The organism is Chthoniobacter sp. (assembly GCF_040003245.1).
Taxonomy (GTDB): Bacteria; Verrucomicrobiota; Verrucomicrobiia; order Chthoniobacterales; family Chthoniobacteraceae; genus Chthoniobacter.
Map to the genome: position 1 here is coordinate 1 of NZ_JBDUCX010000121.1, position 19,672 is coordinate 19,672.

At 62.7% G+C, this 19,672-nt stretch carries 19 protein-coding genes; 11 read left to right on the forward strand and 8 right to left on the reverse strand.

Annotation, left to right across the window (positions count from 1 at the left end):
* Together ABJF10_RS17015 and ABJF10_RS17020 are read left to right on the forward strand one after the other, a co-directional pair.
* The coding region (locus ABJF10_RS17015) for a hypothetical protein (RefSeq protein WP_348545790.1) at window positions 1-2,542 on the forward strand (2,542 nt) is incomplete at its 5' end.
* Entirely contained in the window at window positions 2,539-3,033 is a 495-nt protein-coding gene (locus ABJF10_RS17020; protein WP_348545791.1) for a DUF1318 domain-containing protein, read from the forward strand. The genes ABJF10_RS17015 and ABJF10_RS17020, both read left to right, overlap by 4 nt.
* A 210-nt stretch (window positions 3,034-3,243) precedes the next feature.
* Here the strand turns inward: ABJF10_RS17020 and ABJF10_RS17025 are convergent, their stop codons facing one another.
* Genes ABJF10_RS17025 through ABJF10_RS17035 form a run of 3 tightly spaced genes read right to left on the reverse strand, consistent with a single transcriptional unit; the run spans window position 3,244 to window position 4,615 of the window.
* The gene (locus ABJF10_RS17025; RefSeq protein WP_348545792.1) at window positions 3,244-3,651 is read right to left on the reverse strand and encodes a hypothetical protein; all 408 of its coding nucleotides are present in this window, start codon (window positions 3,649-3,651) and stop codon (window positions 3,244-3,246) included.
* On the reverse strand, window positions 3,638-4,084 hold the full coding sequence (locus tag ABJF10_RS17030; protein ID WP_348545793.1) for a hypothetical protein: 447 nt from the start codon (window positions 4,082-4,084) through the stop codon (window positions 3,638-3,640). The genes ABJF10_RS17025 and ABJF10_RS17030 overlap by 14 nt, the downstream gene beginning before the upstream one ends.
* A 15-nt stretch (window positions 4,085-4,099) precedes the next feature.
* Entirely contained in the window at window positions 4,100-4,615 is a 516-nt protein-coding gene (locus ABJF10_RS17035) for a hypothetical protein (protein WP_348545794.1), read from the reverse strand.
* Between the two features lie 212 nt (window positions 4,616-4,827).
* Between ABJF10_RS17035 and rlmN the strand changes: the two genes are divergently transcribed.
* The 8 genes from rlmN (at window position 4,828) to ABJF10_RS17075 (ending at window position 10,367) form a co-directional block, all read left to right on the forward strand.
* The gene (gene rlmN / locus ABJF10_RS17040) at window positions 4,828-5,901 is read left to right on the forward strand and encodes a 23S rRNA (adenine(2503)-C(2))-methyltransferase RlmN (RefSeq protein ID WP_348545795.1); all 1,074 of its coding nucleotides are present in this window, start codon (window positions 4,828-4,830) and stop codon (window positions 5,899-5,901) included.
* A gap of 199 nt (window positions 5,902-6,100) precedes the next feature.
* Window positions 6,101-6,574 carry a hypothetical protein gene (locus ABJF10_RS17045; RefSeq protein ID WP_348545796.1) on the forward strand — a complete coding sequence of 158 codons (474 nt, stop codon included), beginning with the start codon at window positions 6,101-6,103 and terminating at the stop codon, window positions 6,572-6,574.
* A gap of 112 nt (window positions 6,575-6,686) precedes the next feature.
* A complete protein-coding gene (locus ABJF10_RS17050; RefSeq protein WP_348545797.1) occupies window positions 6,687-7,349 on the forward strand; it encodes a hypothetical protein in 663 nt (220 codons plus the stop codon).
* A 70-nt stretch (window positions 7,350-7,419) separates the two neighbouring features.
* The gene (locus tag ABJF10_RS17055) at window positions 7,420-8,028 is read left to right on the forward strand and encodes a sigma-70 family RNA polymerase sigma factor (RefSeq protein ID WP_348545798.1); all 609 of its coding nucleotides are present in this window, start codon (window positions 7,420-7,422) and stop codon (window positions 8,026-8,028) included.
* Window positions 8,015-8,521, forward strand: coding sequence for a hypothetical protein (locus ABJF10_RS17060; protein WP_348545799.1), 507 nt, complete (start codon window positions 8,015-8,017; stop codon window positions 8,519-8,521). The genes ABJF10_RS17055 and ABJF10_RS17060 overlap by 14 nt, the downstream gene beginning before the upstream one ends.
* On the forward strand, window positions 8,522-9,034 hold the full coding sequence (locus tag ABJF10_RS17065; RefSeq protein WP_348545800.1) for a hypothetical protein: 513 nt from the start codon (window positions 8,522-8,524) through the stop codon (window positions 9,032-9,034).
* 165 nt (window positions 9,035-9,199) lie between these two features.
* Window positions 9,200-9,991, forward strand: a complete 792-nt coding sequence (locus ABJF10_RS17070) for a dienelactone hydrolase family protein (RefSeq protein WP_348545801.1) — start codon at window positions 9,200-9,202, stop codon at window positions 9,989-9,991.
* Between the two features lie 19 nt (window positions 9,992-10,010).
* Entirely contained in the window at window positions 10,011-10,367 is a 357-nt protein-coding gene (locus ABJF10_RS17075; protein WP_348545802.1) for a hypothetical protein, read from the forward strand.
* Between the two features lie 221 nt (window positions 10,368-10,588).
* Here ABJF10_RS17075 and ABJF10_RS17080 read toward each other — a convergent pair whose 3' ends face one another.
* The 5 genes from ABJF10_RS17080 to ABJF10_RS17100 form a co-directional block, all read right to left on the reverse strand.
* Window positions 10,589-13,240 carry an adenylate/guanylate cyclase domain-containing protein gene (locus ABJF10_RS17080; protein ID WP_348545803.1) on the reverse strand — a complete coding sequence of 884 codons (2,652 nt, stop codon included), beginning with the start codon at window positions 13,238-13,240 and terminating at the stop codon, window positions 10,589-10,591.
* 133 nt (window positions 13,241-13,373) lie between these two features.
* Complete coding sequence (locus ABJF10_RS17085) at window positions 13,374-14,573, reverse strand: hypothetical protein (protein ID WP_348545804.1); 1,200 nt, start codon at window positions 14,571-14,573, stop codon at window positions 13,374-13,376.
* Between the two features lie 161 nt (window positions 14,574-14,734).
* A complete protein-coding gene (locus ABJF10_RS17090) occupies window positions 14,735-15,376 on the reverse strand; it encodes a periplasmic heavy metal sensor (protein ID WP_348545805.1) in 642 nt (213 codons plus the stop codon).
* Window positions 15,373-15,756 (reverse strand): hypothetical protein, encoded by a 384-nt coding sequence (locus tag ABJF10_RS17095; protein WP_348545806.1) that lies wholly within the window; start codon window positions 15,754-15,756, stop codon window positions 15,373-15,375. Before ABJF10_RS17095 ends, ABJF10_RS17090 begins: the two co-directional genes overlap by 4 nt.
* Complete coding sequence (locus tag ABJF10_RS17100) at window positions 15,749-16,258, reverse strand: sigma-70 family RNA polymerase sigma factor (protein ID WP_348545807.1); 510 nt, start codon at window positions 16,256-16,258, stop codon at window positions 15,749-15,751. The genes ABJF10_RS17095 and ABJF10_RS17100 overlap by 8 nt, the downstream gene beginning before the upstream one ends.
* An 804-nt stretch (window positions 16,259-17,062) precedes the next feature.
* Here ABJF10_RS17100 and pheT point away from each other — a divergent pair.
* Window positions 17,063-19,459 carry a phenylalanine--tRNA ligase subunit beta gene (pheT, locus tag ABJF10_RS17105; protein WP_348545808.1) on the forward strand — a complete coding sequence of 799 codons (2,397 nt, stop codon included), beginning with the start codon at window positions 17,063-17,065 and terminating at the stop codon, window positions 19,457-19,459.
* The last annotated feature ends 213 nt before the right edge of the window (window positions 19,460-19,672 follow it).

Genomic DNA, 19,672 nt, shown 5'->3' on the forward strand with positions numbered 1-19,672 from the left:
GCGCCTGCGGTCGGACCATTCGGAAGTGCTGAATGTGCCTGCGGCGACGGTGCATTTCTCGTGGCGCGAACTGCGCCGCCGCTTCATCCGCGAGATCGTGATTGAAAGCCCGCAGTTGGAATTGACCGACCAGACACTGGCGGCGCTGCCGGGTGGTTCGGGTGGCGATTCGCCAGGCGCGAGCGGTCTTCCGTGGCACGTGGGCCATATAGCAATTTCGAATGGCCGCGCCCGCATCGATGTCGCCGCGGCACCGGTGATCCGCTGCCATTTCGCCTTGGATTTCTCCGAAGCGTCCACACATCCGGACGCGACCAGGAACCAACTGCGCCTGACCTCTCTTCGGGCGCGGCTCCGAGACGAAGGTGCGGATGCCATCGGCATCGCGGCGCTCACGATCAAATTCTCTCCAGAGCAACTGGGGCAAATGAAGATCGATGAACTGGTGGTCGACTCGCCGCACTTTGTGGTGACCGATCGGTTGATGGCCCTGATCCCGCAGTCATCCACGGGCGGTCCCGGGCCGGCGTGGAGCATCGGGAGCGTGTCGATCGAGAAGGGGAAGGGGCGGGTGGAACTCGCCGCGTGGCCGCGGATGCAGTTCGGGTTCTCCGCTCAATTCGCGGATCCACAGCGAAAGGGCAACGCGCCGCTCGCGCTGAATCTGGACCATGTGTCCGCGCATCTGCGGCAGGATGGCAGCGAAAGTTTGTCGGTCGCGTCGGCGCGAATCGTCGCGACCGTCGAAGGGCTGCGTGCGCAGAAGATCCGCGAGATTGCCATCGAAGACCCTCACGTCATCGTCACGGATAGCGTGCTCGCCGCGTTCACACCCAGCGCCACGCCGCCGGCCGCAACTGCCGCGCCGACAATCGCACCTCCATCCACGCCCTGGACTCTCGAGCGCCTTTCGATCAAGCGTGGTCTGGCGAAGGTCGATCTCCGTGGCGCGCCACTCGCTGAATTCGGCTTCGCGATCCAAATGGCCGACGCAGCCTTCTCGCCCACCGGGGTCGACGAATTGCAATCCGTGGAAATCAACGACCTCGCCTTGCGACCGCGCGACCGGGCGATCGAGCCATTTCTGCGCGTCCCGGCCATCCGCGCGGATTTTCGCATCCCCGAATTCCTGCGCACCGGACGCATCGCTCGCGTCCAAATCGAGCGCCTCGATTTTCGCTACAACGCCAGTTTCCGGGAGATGATTGCCGCGGGTGGAAAGCCGGCCGTCGCGGGAAACGCGCCCGTCGTCAAAGACTCTACGGCCAGCGCCGGCTATCCGATCACCATCGCCGAACTGCGCTTGATCGACGGCCGAGTCTATCTCAACGACCTTGGGATCGGCGTTCCACCCATCGATTTCCGGTTGGAGACGGCGCTCCGCGAGTTGTCGCTCACCCCTGGCGCGGGCGCGGCGGGCCAGGAACTGCAAAAGATCGAGCTCGCGCAGGTCGCGCTGAGCTCGCCGCTCGACCCGTTCTTCAGCGTCCTCAAGCTCGACAGCCTTTTCATCCGCTTCACGCTCGCGGGATTGTGGCGGCGGGAAATCGAAGAAGTCGAAATCGTGCACCCCGTCCTGGCCATTGGGCCGGACTTGTTTTGGTATGTCGATCGCGTGCAGGAAAACGCGGCCGCCGCGCCCGCGCCCGTCGCCGCGGTGCAAGACACCGGCCCCGCCTGGTCCATCCGCCATTTCAACGCTACCTCGGGCCAGATGATCCTCGCTTTGGAAGGCCAGCGGACTCTCGCCGTGCCCATGCCCTTTGAGTCGCATGCCGACAACCTGAACTTCCGCAACTTGAGCGATCTGCGGCTCAAGCTGGCCATCGATATGCCCGAGCAGGATTACCAATACCCCGGCTACGAACTTACCTTGCGCGGCGTGCGCGGCCGGGTGGAATTCAGCCTGCCGCCCGAGAAGCGCGCCAACAATGTGGTCAACACGCTCCACCTACGGGAGGTCTGCTGGAAGAATTTCCGCGGCCGCGATTGCGTCCTCGATGTCACCTATGACGCGCGCGGAATTTACGGTCACCTCGGCGGCAAGGCCTACACCGGCCAGCTCAACGGCCAGTTCAACTTTCTGCTCGCCGACAAATCGCCTTGGAACGGCTGGATCGCCGGGGAGCACATCGACCTGCAACAAGTCACCGGTATCCTGGCCCCAGAGAAGTTGGCCCTCAGCGGGCCGGCGGACTTTCGTCTCAGCGTGACCGCGCGCGCCACGGTGTTCGACAGCGTCATCGGCGACTTCGCCGCCACGCGCACCGGCCAGCTCCGCATCGGCAAACTCGACGACCTTATCCGTGAACTGCCCGGTGATTGGTCCGGGCTCAAGAGTGGGCTGGCGCGCATTAGCCTTGAGACTTTGCGTGACTTTGCGTACACCGCCGCCCATGGCGATTTTCGATTCCACGGCCGGTCCGGCGCGCTGCATCTCGATCTCCGCGGGGCCAACGGCTCGCGGCAGATCGCCGTGGCGGTGCACGACGACGCTTCACCGGAGCCTGCGGTTGCGCCGGTGGTAGCCAGCCGCCCATGATTGCGCGCCTCGTTGTTCTTTCCGCGGTCGGCTTGCTCGCGGGCTGCAAATCGATCCCCATCGATATCGGAACCCGCGAGTCCGTGAAGGTCGATCTCGCCATGAAGGTGGACGTCTACCAGCACTCGGATCCGGGCTCGGTGAAGAGGGTTACGCCCCCGCCGCCGGCGGACATCACGATCAGCCGCCGCAACCGGATGGCGGAAATCCAGACCCTGAAGAATTCCCGCCTCATCGGTGAAAACCACGCCGGTTATCTCGAAGTGCGCACCTCGCCCCCGGGCGAATACGGTGACTACGTCCGCGCCACGGTCGATGCGGAAAACAGCGACCGCGCGCGCCTGATCGAAAAGCTGGCCAAGGAAAAGCACGCCGCCGTCTCCGAAGCCGAGCGCACGCAGTCCGAGCTCTTCCGTACCAATGCCTTTCCCGGCGAGTGGATCGAGGTCCCCGACGCGGAGGGAAAGTTCGCTTGGAAGCAAAAGGACTGAACGGCGCGCGATGGACGCGCTCTGCGCGTGCCCAAAATCCCTGTCTTCCTGAGCTTGCCGAAGGATCTCCAATATCCTTCTTCTTCACCAGTTCGTCAGGGATTACCGCGAGCTAATCGGTGACAGCGACGCGTAAGATGCCGGAGGTGATATTGGAGGTCCTGTGACAAGCTCAGGACGACAGCTTTTTTTCGACGCCCGCGCGGGCGCTCAATCCGCCTTGGCAGCGTCCAAACGGCCCATCGCGCCTTGCACGGTTTGCAGCAGATCGAGCACGGCCACGCGCACCGGAGGCTCCGGCGGGTTCGTTGCGTCGTTCATGGCGGCGGAGACCTTGGCCAGCACTTCGGGCGTGCGTTTGGCCACGCCTTCCATTTGTTTTTCCCAAGCCAGCTTCTTTTTGGCGCACTTCAGCAGCTCTTCGAGATAGGCGATATCTTCGCGCGTCGTCCGGCGGTGCTGGTGCTTGGCGTTCATCTCCTCGGTGTCCTGCTTTAGCTCCGTGAGCAGGGTTTCCGCCCGCTCGATGCTTTTCACCAGGGCCTGCAATTCCTCGAGCATCTCCGCTTGGAGAACGGTGCTTTTGTGAAGGAGTTTCTTCGCTCTATTCGATGCCATGGTGATCAGTTTCGGATGAGAATGGGGCGTCTGAGAGGTGCTGGCAGGAATGCATCCCGCAATCCGGGTCATGGAGCCAGATGCCGGAGTGCCGCTGATTCATGTGATACAGCAACGAGGCTAACGCAGACGAGGGGCAATCGGCCGCAAAATTCGAGCCACCCCAGATGTCTCCGAGTTCGTCGAAAAGTGTGAAGTGGAGCGCGATGAAGCCCTCGGCTGAATCCCAGCGGGCCCGCCACGCCCACCAATCGGGCTCGGCCGGTTGGACGAGCTGCATGCCGGGAAAAGTGAGAAACGATTCCGCCACGGCAGTTGCCGGCAATTCGACAATGTTCTGGATATTCTGGCTGTCCATCGGCCGGGTCTGATCGACCGGGCCGGGAATCAATGCCCAATCCAGATTGGCGTGGAATCGGGAGGGAAGCTGCATCGGGCCGAGGCCCTTCTACGCCGCTGCGGGCATGGCCAGTTGCAGGCGCGGGTCTTCGGCGAGCAATTCGGCGAGCGTGGGCCAGCCGTTGTCGTCGAGCGCCTGGAAGGCGTGCAGATACACGGCCACTACACCGGGATCGTGCTTCTCAAAGAGGGGATCGATGGCTTTGGTGAGCGCTTCCTTGGTGGGAGCGGGGGGCATGGCTTCAATGGTGCCGTTCTCATCGTGGGTGATGCCGAGGCCGTCGAGGAAGTCGCAGAGGAGCTTCGCGTGGGCACCGACGAGCCAGATCTGAAGCAAATGTGCGGCGACGGCTTCGTTCACCTTGCGACCGAGGGCGTCCTTCATCCAGGTATGGCGCTCGGGGCGCGGCTTGCGCTCGAGGAAGACGGGGCGCAGTTTCCGCTGCTTGGCCAGGGTATCGATGGTGGCCTTGTAGAGCGGCTTCTCGCGTTCCATGAGAAAGGCGAAGAGTTGGTCGGAGACGGCGGGCGGCAGGGCGGCGAAAAGTTCGTAGGGCTTCGGCATAAATCGGGGTCGCAGAGAGTAGGGGACGGGGAGCGGGATGCAAGACGGAGGTTTCGCAGTTTGAGAGGGGGGTGAAGTTTGAGGTTGAAATTTGATTCGAGGCGATACTCGCAAGCAGCGCGTTCCTGAATTCGAACCTCAAACTTCAAACCTCAAACCTCCCGCATGTCCTCGCTTGGCTTGGACCGGTAAATGCACGATACTGCCCGCTCATGCCTACCGCGTCCGCCCGGCCCTTGATCAAATCGCTCACTCTCGATGAAGTGAGCGAGCGGCTGCGTGCCTTGGGTCAGCCAGCCTATCGGGCCAAGCAGGTTACGCAGTGGATTTACGGGAAACGCGTAAAATCTTTTACGGAGATGAGTGACCTCCCAGCGGGCCTTCGCGAGCAGTTGGCGGCCGAGCTGGCCTTCTCGGGATTGGAGCCAGTGCGCACTTTGGGTTCGAAGGACACGACACTGAAGTACCTCTTCAAGCTCGATGACGGAGCGCTCATTGAGTCCGTGCTCATCCCGGCGTCGCCCGCGCTTTATGGCGAGGCCAGCGACCGCCGGACGATCTGCATTTCCACCCAGGTCGGCTGCGCGTATGGCTGCAAATTCTGCGCGAGCGGGCTGGATGGCTGGAGCCGCAATCTCCAGGCGGGCGAGATCGTCGACCAGGTTTTGCGCACCGAGGAACTGAGCGGGGAGAAGATCAATAACATCGTCTTCATGGGCATGGGGGAGCCACTCGCCAACTTTGCGAACTTGATGAAGGCGATCACGATCATCAATGCCCCATGGGGCGTCGGGCTCGGCGCCCGGCATATCACTCTCTCTACCAGTGGGCTCGCGCCGCAGATCAAGGAACTGGCCGAGCAGCCTCTGCAGGTGCGGCTGGCCATCTCCCTACACGGCGCGACCAATGAGGTGCGCCAGCAGATCATGCCGGTGAATCGCAAATACCCCCTCGAAGTCTTGCTCGACGCCTGTGAGTTCTACACCCAGCGCAAGAAGCAGTGGCTCACGTTTGAATACATCCTCATCGAAGGCATCAACGACCGGCCGGAGGACGCGAAGGCCTTGGTCAAGATCGCGCGGAAGGTGAAGGCGAAGATCAATTGCATCCCCTATAACAAAGTCGAAGGCCTCGAATGGACGCGCCCGAGCGAAGACCGGCAGGATGCCTTCATGGCCATCCTCGAAGCGGCGCGTGTCCCCGCCACCATCCGCCGCGAAAAGGGCCACGACATTGCCGCGGCCTGCGGCCAGCTCCGGCGGCAGACGATGCCGACGGCGGCTTAGTCGTCCAGCGAGAGGGTATCGGGCCGTAGGGTGAAGTTTCCGCAAATTCGTGTGAATCTGGCCGCAGGGAACCGCGTCAGAGGTTGGACCGTCCCGCGCGCCGTCCATCACCTCGGTGTCAGCCCAACTGAGCAAAAGGACAGGTGTGCCCTGCGTACATGCAGGGGGCGGCGGTCGCCAAAACCCAGCCGTCCTGATCATGAACCGCCGCAAAAGCAGCGTTTACACCCTCCGCCTGGACTTCTTGTACCTGGCGCTGATTCTGATTCTGCTGGTCGTCCGTCTTTGCATCGACCGGGCGTTCGATCGCCAGACCGAGGCGGCCGTGCTCGCGCAGCCGCTTTTCTGGTTCCTGTGTGCCTTGGTTTCGCTGCCCTTTGGCGTGTTCGGCCTGCACATGCGTTGCGGTCTGCGCCTGCAATTCCGCTTTCTGGTCATTGCCGTCATCTATTTCTCTCTCACCATGTTTCTCGATTGGACGGGGCTGCCCACGCTGCCCCTGTTCATCCTCACGATCATTTTGGCGTTGTACTCACTGCGGTTCTGGCACCGCCAGGTGGTAAAGGTTCTCTCTTTTCGCGCCTTTCGCATGCCCGGTCCCATACCGACCGCCGGGGATATGGGTGAGATCAGGGTGCGCCCGATGCCCCGCTCGGTGAGACGCGAGGCTTGACGGAAAGCACGGGAGGGCTAGAACCACGCCCGATTGCTCCCTCCGCTCCCTACGTATATTTCTGCGAAAATCCCTTTGCAGTCGGCGGGGCGGCACGATAACTAAACGACATATGGCCGAACCCGACGAGCCAGACAAAATTTGGGACGAATACGACTGGGAGCGTTTCCTCCAGCAGCAAGACCGTAAGACCGAGAAATACATGGAGCTGCTGGAGCGTTACATCGACGACCCGAACCGCGACCAGATCATTGCCCGCGAGATGGGCTGGAATCATCTGCTGGACAAGGACGGGCGCGAATGGGTGGAGAATGTCGATTCGCTTTTTGACGAGGAACTCGAGGCCGACGCCGAGGGTGGGGAAGACGACGACAAGGAGGATGCCGAGGATGGCTTTGAGGTGCATCCTCTGTATCAGGCGTCCTTTGCGCTGACCGTGTGGATCGACCAGCTTTTCGAGGAAGTGAAGGATCTCCAGAACCAGCCGTCGGCGGTGAAGCTCTCGACCAATGTAGCCATCGCCAGCGCCAAGCTCGCGGCCGCCCTGAGCGACGACGACGTGGACGAGATCGGGATGACCATCGCCTACCTGAAGCGGGCGTTGAAGGCGATCATGACGGCCATCGAAGGGGCCATGCAGCTCCGCCGGGACGGGGCGATCGATGCCGAGCGTTTCGGCACGCTCAACCAACGGCTTTTCCAGATTCGTGACGGCATCATTCAGCTCATGGGCGAGTTTCGCACTGAATGGCGCCGGCGTTTCGAAGCAGACTGAAGTTTGACTGTAGGTCCAATAAATTCTGGAAAAAGGGGTGAATGAATTGAGACCGCCCCCGTCCAATACCGTGCCCACGGAGACCTCGGACATCGCCACTGGGCCGGATGACCTCGATTTGGTCGCCCGGTCGCAAGCCGGCGATACCACGGCCTTCAACGAACTTGTCACCCGCTATCGAAACCGAGCCTACGCCATGATTTACAATATGGTCCGCAACGAACAGGACGCCTGGGATCTTGCCCAGGACGGCTTCCTGAAGGCGTGGAAATCCATCAGCCGGTTCCGCGGACAGTCCTCTTTCTACACGTGGCTCTATCGCATCCTCATGAATGTGACCATCGACTCGCTGCGCCGGAAGCAGATCGAGGGTGGCACGGAATTCGACGACCAGATCGGCCTGCACAATATCGCCCCCGGCGCGTCCACCGCGCCGAAGGCCGAGCTCGCGCCCGCGGAACGCATGTCCGACAAGGAAGTCCGCCAGCGCATCGACGAAGCCATCGCCAGGCTCTCGCCGGAACACCGCACGGCCATCGTCATGCGCGAGATCGATGGTCTCGAATACACGGAAATCGCCGAGCAGATGGGTTGCTCACTGGGGACTGTGATGTCCCGCCTTTTTTACGCCCGCAAGAAACTCCAAGCCCTGCTGAAAGACGTCTATGAAACCATTTGAAGAACAATTCACTGCGTGGGTCGATGGCCAGCTGACGGGCGCCGAACTGGCGGATTTTGAAAAGCAACTGGCCGAACATCCCGAGGCCGCCGCCGAGAAGGATGGCGCGCTCAAGCTGGGCAAGCTCCTGCGCGAGCATCCGACGGTGCCCCCGCTGGGTAATCCCGAGTTCTTCAATCATCAATTGATGCAGCGCATCGCCGCGGAGACACCGCGCCCGGTGGAGAAGAAGCGGGCGTTTTTCTGGTCGCTGCCGCGTCTGGCTTGGGCCGGGGCCGCTTGTCTCGCCATCACCCTCGCGCTCTTCCAGACGACGATCCCGGGCGGCGCGAAGCACATCGATAAATCGAATTATTTCGCCCAAGTCGTCGAGAATTGGCCCGGTAATCCGAACGTCTCAGCATCCACGGTCTACAGCGCCGATGACAACGTGACGGTCGTGTGGCTCGATGGGCTGGACTACATTCCCGCGACCTACGCGCTGAACAAGTAAATGCGTCTCTGGCCTGCCATATTGCTGTTGTTGGGGCTCACCGGTCTGCTGCTCGCCGCGGAGCCGCCGGATGGCGTGATGACGCTCTCGATTCCGAAGGACGTCAACCGCCCCTTGCCGGGGAAGGTGGATCATATCTGGAGCGGGGTCATCGTGGCGACCAATCCCGAGAATCCCAAGGAACCGCCCGCGGAACTGCGCGAATTCGCCCCACGGCTCAAGCGCGTCTTCGGTTATAGTCAATTCGAGCTGGCGGGCAGCGCGACCCAGGCTATCGATGAACTCACCGAGAACTGGCTCGTACCGAGCCCGATCTTTCCGTTGAGCGTGCGAGCGCGCCGGACGACTTCGAAGGAGGCGCGCGGCGGCTACTTGCTGAATCTGCAGCTCTTCCAGGAGAAGCGCCCGCTGGTCGATACCGAGGTCAAGCTCGCGCCCGGCAGTCCGCTCTTCATCCGCGGCCCGCAATACGGCAAGGGCCAGGTGATCATCGTGCTGCAAGTGCAGCGCTGATAATTCTGTCATCCTGAGCGAAGTCGAAGGACCCCGTCGCTTTACCATCGGTTCTCCTTGGTCCTTCGACGGGGTTCTTCGACTGCGTTACACTCCGCTCAGAATGACACCGGTAGGGAACTTGGTATTGAATCGGAGCCATCCACCGCAGATAAGCGACCAGTCATGACCATCACCGATCACGAGTTCGTCGATCTGCCAACACCCACAGGCCCGATGCGGACGCACGTCTTCCGCCCAGCTGCGCCGGGAAAATATCCAGGCATCCTGCTGTTCTCAGAAATCTTCCAGGTCACCGGCCCGATCCGCCGCACCGCAGCCTTGCTCGCCGGGAATGGCTTCGTGGTTGCGGTGCCGGAGATCTATCACGAATACGAACCGGCGGGGACGGCCCTCGCTTACGACACCGCCGGCGCAGACCGTGGCAATGAACTCAAGACCACCAAGCCGATTGAGGCCTACGACGCCGACGCCCGCGCCGTGTTGGAATATCTCGCGTCGCATCCGGCCTCGACGGGGAAACTCGGGGTCGTGGGCATCTGCATCGGCGGGCATCTCGCCTTCCGCGCGGCGATGAATCCCGGGGTGCTCGCGACGACCTGCTTCTACGCCACCGACATCCACAAGCGCAGCCTCGGCGCCGGGATGAACGACAACAGCCTCGACCGCATCCCGGAAATCCAAGGGGAGTTGCTGATGATCTGGGGCCGGCAGGATCCGCATGTGCCGCTGGAAGGGCGCGTGAAAATCCACGCCGCGCTGGAAGCCGCCGGCACATTTTTCCAATGGCATGAATTCAACGCCGCCCATGCGTTCCTGCGCGATGAGGGCCCGCGCTACAATCCAGTGCTCGCCCAGCAGTGCTACGGGGTGGCCATCGAGATGTTCAAACGCCGGCTGGGCGAAGGGGATCTCTTCGCCGCGCAGGCTGGCGGCAATGCCCAAACCAAACACTAACCTTCACCCCAAAAATTCCATGAGCCAACCCGCCGTCTCGATCCACCCTTACTTCCATGTTCACCCGGGCAAAATGGACGCCGCCCGTGCGCTGCTGCCCAAGTTCATCGCGAAGACGACCACCGAGCCGAAATGCCTCTATTACGAGTTCACCGTCAATGGCGACGTGGTCTTCTGCCGGGAAGGCTATGTTGGCGCTGAAGGTACGCTCGCGCATCTAGCCAATGTCGGCGAAATCCTCGGCGAGATGTTGACCATCTCCGACCTCCTCCGCCTCGAAATCCACGGACCAGCCGAGGAACTCGAAAAGCTCAAGGCGCCACTCGCGGACCACAAACCCGAGTGGTTTGTTTACGAAGCGGGACTGCCGAAGTAGCAAAACCCACACGAAGAGTGCGGCATTAGATATCTGGGGAGCGCGCCCGTCCCGGGTGCTGGTTTCGGCGTCCCGCCGAAACGAACTTTGGTAGCGTCTCCGCCGCTTGACGTGTTCGTTTTCCTACAGGCGTCCGAAAAAGTCCGCGAAGGCGGGACGCCATCGCCAACACTCGGGACGAGTGTGTTCCCCGGAGTTCTGCTTCCGCGTCTTTAACCGCGCTACTCCACCCTCGTCGCCAGCGCGATCGCCGCATCCAGGCTCAGCGAGCGCCCTTCGGCGCGCGCCTGCTCGATCGCCGGGCCGTGAAAGTCCGTGGCCTGGCTGAAGACAGCGCGCATCGCGGGATGATCCGCCGCTTGCGGGACGAGGCCGATGCGAGTGCGCTGCGCGTCGGCGGCGCCGAAAAGGCGGGCCGCGCGATCGTACTGGCGTTGCGCCACAGCGAGGGTGGCCAGCGCCTCCAGCGGATAGGAAGCACCCCAGCGATTGCCCAGTTCGAGGCCGATGCGGAGGCAGTTGCTGAGCCGGTTGTGGGCCTCGGCGAAGCGTCCCAGCACGGTGGCATTCACCCCCACGTTCCAGGCGAGGATGATGCCCAGCCAGGTATCGCCGATCTGCTGATAGTACGAGAGTCCTTCTTCCTCCAGGGCGAAGGCGCCGGCAAAATCGCCTTCGCTGGCCGCCATCACCCCACGAATGTGCCGGATGTGCGCCAGGATGCGCGGCTCATTCAGCGGTTGGGCGAGCGCGTCGGCTTCGTCCAGCAACTTTTTGGCCTGCGGGATGTCCTGCAAGCAATCCAGCGCGTGAAAGGCGAGGTCGGCCAGCGCCTGGGCCACGCCGCGGTTGTCGCCGAGCTCGCGAAAGAGTTCCAGCGCTTCGGTGTGGAGGGCCAGCACGGCCGGCATTTCGTCGGCGATCCACGCCAGCCGGCCCGCCGCCGCCACCGCGCGGGCGCGCACCAGATCGCGGGTGCTGGCATCGGGATGCACCAGCAGTTTGCCAAAATGTTCGCGTGCTTCCTTGAAAAGGCCCTTCACTTCCACGAACCGTTGCATGGCCGTCATCAACCGCAAGCCTTTCGCGACTTCACCGGGAAGTTCCTGGCTCGTCTCGATGCCGAAGCGCAGGTTCATGGCTTCCTGCTCCGCGCGGTCGAGCCATTCTTTCTGCTGCGGGCCGCGCAACTGCGGGGAGATCTTCTCCGCGTAGGCCATGAAATAATCGAGGTGCCGCACGCGGAACGTGTCCGCCTCCCCGGCGTTCACGAGCTTCTCATTCGCGTAGTCCCAGATAGACTCGAGCATGAAATAGCGCGCTCCCGTGACCGGCTCTTTTTCCACGTAGACGAGCGACTTGTCCACGAGCTGCGTGAGCAGATCCACGATGCCCCACGTCTCGAGGGTGGCGTCGGAACAGATGGCCTCGATGGATTCCAGCGTCCGCCCGCGGGCGAAGACCGACAGGCGGCGAAACAGCACGCGCTCGGGTTCGCTGAGCAGATCGTGGCTCCAGTCGATCAAGGAACGCAATGTCTGCTGCCGCGGCACCGCCGTGCGGCTGCCAGTGGTGAGCAGATGAAAGCGGTCGTCCAGCCGCTCGACGATTTGCTGGAGCGTGAGGACGCGAATGCGCGCGGCCGCCAGCTCGATGGCCAGGGCGATGCCGTCGAGCCGCCAGCAAATTTGCGCGATGGTGACGATGTTTTCGTTGGTGGGCTGGAATGCGGGACGGGCGAGGGTCGCGCGGTCAATGAAGAGCCGCACCGCTTCGTATTCCGACAGGCGCTCGAAGGCATCGGGGCCGTCGCCGAGATCGCGCCAATGATTCGGCAGCGAAAGCGGGGGCAGGGGCCACGCCGTTTCGCCCGCGATGCTCAGCGGTTCGCGGCTGCTGGCGAGGATGCGCAGTTGCGGACAGGAGCGCAGCAGCGTCTCGGCGAGGCGGGCGCAAGCGGCGACCACGTGCTCGCAATTGTCGAGGATGAGCAGCAGTTGCTTGTTGCGCAGGAAACTGGTCAGCGTGGTGAGCAGCGAACGCTCCGCTTCCTGGCGCAGATCGAGCAGGCCGGCCACCGTTTCCACCACGAGCGCGCCATCGTCGATGGTGGCAAATTCCACAAACCACACGCCGTCGTGAAATTGCTCGAGCAATTCCGCGCCGACTTGCAGGGAGACGCGCGTCTTGCCCGTGCCGCCACTACCGGTGAGCGTGAGCAGTCGCGTGCTGCCGAGCAGCCGCTTCACCTCGCCGAGTTCACGCTCGCGACCGATGAAGGTCGTGAGTTGCACAGGCAGATTGTTCGGCACGCTCTCCAGCGAGCGCAGCGCCGGGAACTGCGACGGAAGATCGGAGGTGACGAGCTGGAAGAGGTGCTCCGGCCGCGCGAGGTCGCGCAGGCGATGCTCGCCGAGGGCGCGCAATTGCACGCCCGGTGGCAGGTGGTCGCGCACCAGTTCTTCCGCGGGCAGGGAAAACAGCACCTGCCCACCGTGCGCCGAAGCGAGGATGCGGGCGACGCGGTTGAGCGACTGGCCGAAGTAATCGCCATCGCGATGCTCCGCCGCGCCCGTGTGCACCGCCATGCGCACCTTCAGCTCCTCGATGCCTTCCCACGCCATCCGGCGCAGGTCACGCTGCGCCTGCAACGCGCCGCTGAGCGCCTGGAGCGCCGTATCGAAGGCCACGCAAAAGGCATCGCCGACGGTCTTGAAAACGTAGCCGCCCTCTCCCTCGAAGGCCGCGCGCAGCATCTTGTCGTGGGCGGCGAGGGCCACGCGCATGGCATCGGGATGCTGTTCCCATTTCTTGGAACTGCCCTCGATATCGGAGAAGAGAAAAGTGATGGTGCCAATCGGCAACGTGACCATGGCGGGAAATGTGTCCGAGCCCGCGGCGTCGCGCAATAGCGGAAGGGGAGGGCAGGAAAGGCTGAACATCGAACATCCAATGAAGAGAGACCACCGTATGTCGCTTGCGCCATTGGGCGTTGGATGTTGCGTGCTATTCCCCCGGCTTTGAGCCAGTCAGCGTCCGCCCCGTGCTGAAGATCTGAAAGACGTGCGGGTAGGTGCTCAATCGAAACTGCGGCAGGATGAGGCCGCCGGCGGTGTTGTGTTCGTCGTAGTCGCTTTGGCCGGCTCCGGGGCCGGAAAGGATGGAAGCCTGCGGCGGAAAGTAGGCGGCAATATTCAGTTGTCCTGTAGGGTCGCGCTGAAGGGTGCCCTGATCGAGCGACGCGAACTCCAATGCGACCGTGCCATCGTGCATCAGCTTGCGGGAGCCGGGCGTGACGAGGAGGAAGAATCGACCATGCTCTTCCGCGAGGCTGGATCCGTCGAACCAACTGTAGCCGAGCGTCTTCGCATCGTCGCGGGTGACGAGTGTCCGCACGAACTCCCAGGTCTTCGCGTGGTCGCGCGAGCGGAGCAGCACGATCTTGTCGGGCCCGAGCAGCCCCATTGCACCGATGCTGACGTAAAGGACGCCGTCGTGGGAGAGAGAACCCATCTCGGAATAGGTGACCTGGTTGCGCAGGTCAGGGTGGAGCGCGTTGAGATCAACCCGCGTCTGGTGATACGGCGCCGGCGGATTCTGCCCCGCACCGAAGAGCGGGACTTCCTCCGACCACGGCCCTGCCGGGTCGTGCGCCGTGCGCATGGCGATCCAGCCGTAGGCAAACATGCGGTCCTTTTTTGGACTCCAGAAATACTTGTGCACGAAAAGCTTCCAGTCGCCCTCGGGAGCACCGTCGTCGCGGACGAGCGTGGAGACTTCATAACGCCACGCCCCGTCCAGGGTCTTGCCATCGCCCAGATCCAGGGTGGCATCGGCGGAGGTATTGATCCGACCCACATACGTCCACGTGCGGCCATGGTCGTTGCTGCGGGCCAGGCAGGTATGGACATATTTGCCGACCGGCTTGTATTCGCCGGTGACGGAAGAATAGAGCAGCCAGCCAGCGGTGCCATCCCGGCTGTATTCGATGCTGGGATCGTAGATGCCGTAGTCGTGCGGGTCGCTGGGCGCGCCTTCGATCGTCAGCGGACGATAAGTCACCTCGCCGATCTGTTGTTTGACCGGAGCGACCGGCCCCTTCGCGGGATTGGGCTCAGCGAGGCGAAGATAGAGAACGATTCCGCTGATGATCAGGGCGATCCCCGCCACGATGCGGAAGAGAATTCGGACGGGTTTCCGTTTCATGACCGAAAGGATTTAAAAACGCAGAGACCGCAGAGACGCCGAGGGGGGGGAGGAATGGCAATGAGACAATGAGACAATCGGACAGGGAGCGGGAAGGCGTCGTCTCGCTGTCTCATTGTCCGATTGTCGCCTTTCTCCGCGCCTCCGCGGTTCCCATGTCCTCAGGGCTTCTTCTTCCCCTCGCGCAATTGGACGATGAGTTGATCGATCCGGCGCTCAGCCTCCAGCGGCTGACCGCTCTGCGCCAGCTTTTGAATCTCGCCCACCTGCTTGACGATTTCCTCCGGGGGCGCGCCCTCAAAGGCCCGCTCTTGCATGGCCGTCTTCAGTTGCTCGAACTTCTTCCCCAGGCGCTCGGGCAATCCCTCCCGGGGATCTTTGCCGGCGGTGGGCGACGGCTGCTGCTGGCGCAATTGGCGGGCTTTGTCCACCTGCTCGGCGGTGAGGGTATTGCGCAGACTCAGCATGAGGTGCACTTGCAGGAGCTTCATCTCATTCTCCTGCGTGAGCATGGCGCGCAGCTTGTCTTCCACCTGCGCAATATCCGGTTTGGGTTGATGCAAGATCTCCTGGAAGGCTCGGCCGCGTTCTTCGAGCTGGCCCTTGAGCGTTTCGAATTTCTGCTGCACGTCCTGCACGATCGACTGGATGTCCTGGAGCTGTTTTTCGTTCAGGCCGATCGCCTCCCGCTGGGCCAGGAGGAAATCCGGCGGGAACAGTTCGCCCTCGATCGGGTTTTGGGCGGCCGCCGGGTGAAGGAAGGCGAGCAGGGTAACGGTGATGAGGAGCAGGGTGGTTTTCATGGGCGGTTTTCGTGGTGACTGGGATGGAGGAGAAAGTCGGTCGGCGATTGCCAGGCAATGAGCTCGCGCTGGGCGGCCGCGCTCCTTTGCAAGGCGGCATCGATGGCGGCGAGCTGACGCGCCAGGGTGTCGCGCGATGACGCGGGAGGCGTCGCTGGATGATGCGTGGCGAACCATACGGTGACGATGCCCAGGGCGAACGCCGCCCCCGTTGGCCACAGCCAGCGCCACCCCGGCGCCAGCCCGGATTGTGAAGCCGTGGCCCCGGCTTCCAAGGCCCAGGTGCGCATCGCGTGAAAGGGGGAGGTCGACTCGTGATCGGCGGCCCGTTGGCGTGCAAAGAGCACCTGCAGATCGTCGTCCGGCGTGGGTTCATTCATGGAGCGCACTCCGGTTGGGCAGGATCTCCCGTAGTCGCTTCTTGCCCCGCTCGTAATGCTGCCGGGCCGAGCCGACCGTGACCTGCATCACGTCCGCCGCTTCGCTCAAGCTGAGACGCTGGTAGAAAGTGAGATGCAGGACCTCCCGCTGGCGCTCGGACAATGCGCGCAAGGCGATAGCCAGTGCCGCCAGCTCCGAGTCTTCCACGATCGGCGAGGCCTCGTCCGGCGCCTCCGGCTCCGCGCGCCAGCGGTCGAGAAAGGCGAACCATCGCCGGGCGCGCCGCGCCTCCTCCAGTGCCGTGAACCGTATCACGCCGAACCACCAAGTCTTGAACGCCGACCGCCCGTCGAACCGCGCCGAACCATGCACGGCCTTCACGTAGGCCACCTGCAACACATCCTCCCCGCGATGCCAGTCCCCGGCACAACAGCTCACCGCCCAGCCAAAGGCGTCGCGGTGCAGGGCTTCGAGTTGGGAGAGGATCTCGGCGTGTTCCATTCTTCATGGGCGTGAGTGAGTGACACGCCGGGGCGGTTTATATGACAAGCCGGGACAGGAATCGCCAATGAACCCCAGCGGGGAAGGGGAAGGGGTGAAGTCAGCCCGGCATCACAAAAGCCAGCAGCGCGAAAGCAATACGAGCATTCCGTGGAGCCCTTCGCCTTGCCCTACATGCTCTCCATTATCCTGACCGGCCTTCCCTCCGTTCTCGTTCGCAATGCGATTCACTCCAACGCCAAATCGAATGTGACAAGGATGCGCCTGCCATTCGTGGGAAATGAAAATTTGTTTGCCAGTCGCTTTGGAATGTGTCAGGATGAACATGTATCAGAAGGTTGGGAGGTGGCGCTGGGGGAAGAAATTTCGAGACGATGCAATGCACGATTGAATCCAGTATACGATTTGCCGCCGACAATGTCGGCGGAAGGAAGCCCGTTCCGTCGGGCGGTCTCCAGGCTAATCGTGCCCAGTCGTGCCTAATCGTGCCTGTTTTTTTTGTCGTCTCAAAGGGGCTCCACAGGGCATCCACCCCGAATCCGACCGAGATCCCACTCAAAGGTCGGAGCAAAATACAGAGGAGATTAAGCCAAATTAAGGTGAATTAAGCTGAATTAAGGTGTTGGAAAAATATTGGACTGTCCGAGGGACGCCCAGACGACATCGACTGCGACGTGGCCAGCCGGTGATGGCGGGCCTTCATTGGATGTTGGGTGTTCGATGTTCTGCCTTTCCTGCCTCCCTCCGTTTGAGACTTGCCCCAATCCACCGCCCGGTCTTTTGTAGCGCCCCTCTTTTTTCCCAATGAAAGTCTCTCTCAACTGGCTCCGCGAACTCGTCGAACTCCCATCGACCGTGCCGCAACTCGTCGATCTCCTCACCCTGGCCGGCGTGGAAGTGGAAGGCGTGGAAACGCACGGCGTGAACATCCCGAATGTCGTCGTCGCGCAGATTCGCGAAAGCGTGCCGCACCCGAATGCCGACCGGCTCAGCGTGTGCCAGGTGGACGATGGCACCGGCACCGCCCGGCAGATCGTCTGTGGGGCGAAAAATTACAAGGTGGGCGACAAGGTGCCGCTGGCGCTGCCCGGTGCGGTGCTTGGGCCGGATTTCAAGATCAAGGTGGGCAAGCTGCGCGGCGTGGAATCGCAAGGAATGCTGTGCAGTGCCGAGGAACTCGGTCTGCCGGCAGGGGAGGACGGACTGCTGATTTTGTCGCCCGAGTCGAAAGTCGGCGCGCCGCTTTCCGATCTCTTCCCCGGGGATACCGTGCTCGACCTGGAGATCACGCCGAATCGCGCCGATTTGCTCAGTCACGTCGGCATTGCCCGCGAGATCGCGGCTCTGACGGGGAAGGCTTTCACCGCGCCGGAAGGCCCGGCGAAAGTGGAAGGCTTCGGCACGACCGCAGTGAACGTCGAGCCCGCAGGTTGCGAACTCTACACGGCGCTCGAAATTTCCAATGTGACGGTGAGCCCCAGCCCGGAATGGCTGCGCCGCAAGCTCGAGGCCGTGGGCCTGCGACCGATCAACAACATCGTGGACATCACCAATTATGTGATGCTCGAACTGGGGCAGCCGCTGCATGCCTTCGACGCGGACAAACTCGACGGCGATATCCGCGTCCGGGCCGGCGTGGCCGGCGAAGAGTTCCTCGCGCTCGACGGGAAGACCTACCCGCTCGCGCCGCAGCATATCGTGATCGCGGATGACCAGCGCGCGCTCGCGCTGGGGGGCGTGATGGGCGGGGAAGCCAGCGGCGTGACCGAGGCCACGCACAACATCATCCTCGAAAGCGCCCATTTCGATGGGCCGACGATCCGACGCACCTCGCGGGCGCTCGGGTTGTCGAGCGATTCCAGTTATCGTTTCGAGCGTGGCGTGGATATCAATGGCGTGATCGTCGCCTCGCACCGGGCGGCGGCGTTGATCCTCGATATCGCCGGCGGGACCATCGGCGACCTCGGCGTGGGCCACGGGCCGGAATCGCGCGTCGCGTTCGATCCCGTGACGGCACTGCACGAGAATGCCGGATCGGTCTTCACGCACACGGTGAAATTGCGCACGCCTCGCGTGGCGGCGCTGCTCGGCTTGGCAGTGCCGCCGGAACGCATCGACGCGATCCTCACCGGCTTCGGCTTGCTCAAGGCGGAGGAAGGCTGGGAGATCCCGTCCTTCCGTCCGGACCTCACGCGCGAGATCGACTTGATCGAGGAGATCGCCCGCGTGGTGGGGATTGAGGCTGTGCCGGCCCGTGTGCAGGCGCAATTCGCCCCGGCGTCCGCCACGGACCGCGCTTACGATCGTTCCATGTCCCTGCGCCGCGCGCTCGTCGCGCAAGGCTTCGCGGAAGCCCGCACGCTCATGCTCATCGGCGAGGCCGCGCCCGGCCTGGGCCTCTTGCACGACAGCGTGGAGAATCGTCGCCGGGTCAAAAACCCGATGAACGACGAACAGGTCATCCTGCGTCCGGGACTGCTGCCCGGATTGTTGCAGGGCTTGCGCGACAATCTGCGCGCCGGTGCGAAGACGGTGCGGCTGTTCGAGGCCGGTCGCGTCTTCTCCGCGCAAGGCGCCGAGGAATCCACCCATCTCGCTTGCGTGTTCAGCGGCGTCACCAGCGAACGCTGCTGGCGCGGCGGGGAGGGGAGCGAAGCGGATCTATTCCATCTCAAGGGCGTCGTCTCCGCGGTGCTCGGTCCACAAACCACTTTCGTTCCCGATCAAAACTCCGCGCTCGCCCTGGCCCTCGTCATTCAGGTCGAGGGGCAGCCGGTCGGTTTCGCCGGCCAGCTCTGGCCAAAGGATGCACGCGGCCTCGACGCCACCGCGCCGGTGCTCTTCGCCGAGATCGATCTCAGCGCGCTGCCCGCCGTTTCCACGGTGAAAAAGTATCGGGAGATCCCACGCTTTCCGGCGACGGCGCGCGATATCGCGCTGCTCGCGCCGCTCACCCTCGCGCACGCGCAAATCGAGCAAACCCTGCGCAGCGCCAACGAGCCGCTTCTCGCCGAGGTGGAGCTCTTTGACGTTTTCGCTGATGCAAGTGGAATTCGCATTCCGGCCGACAAAAAATCGGTGGCATATTCGTTGACTTATCGGAGTCCCGAAAGGACACTCACCGCCGACGAAGTAAACGCGGCGCATACACGGCTGAAAGAGCGCTTGAAAGCAGCGCTCGCTGTGACGCTCCGCGAATGATCTTTCCCAATTTTTAGCTTTAGCCGAGTCCTTCGAGACCGGAACGCGGCGTGGTTCGAGATCCTTCGAATTTCGCCGTGCGCCCCTCGGAGCGGCTACGCCGATTTGCCCTGCTGTGTGCGACCAAAGGTTGGAAATCCCGATCCGGTATTTAACATCAACTCAGGAGGCCGGGGTGGGCGCGTTTAGGTCATGCCTTCATTGGAAGACCGA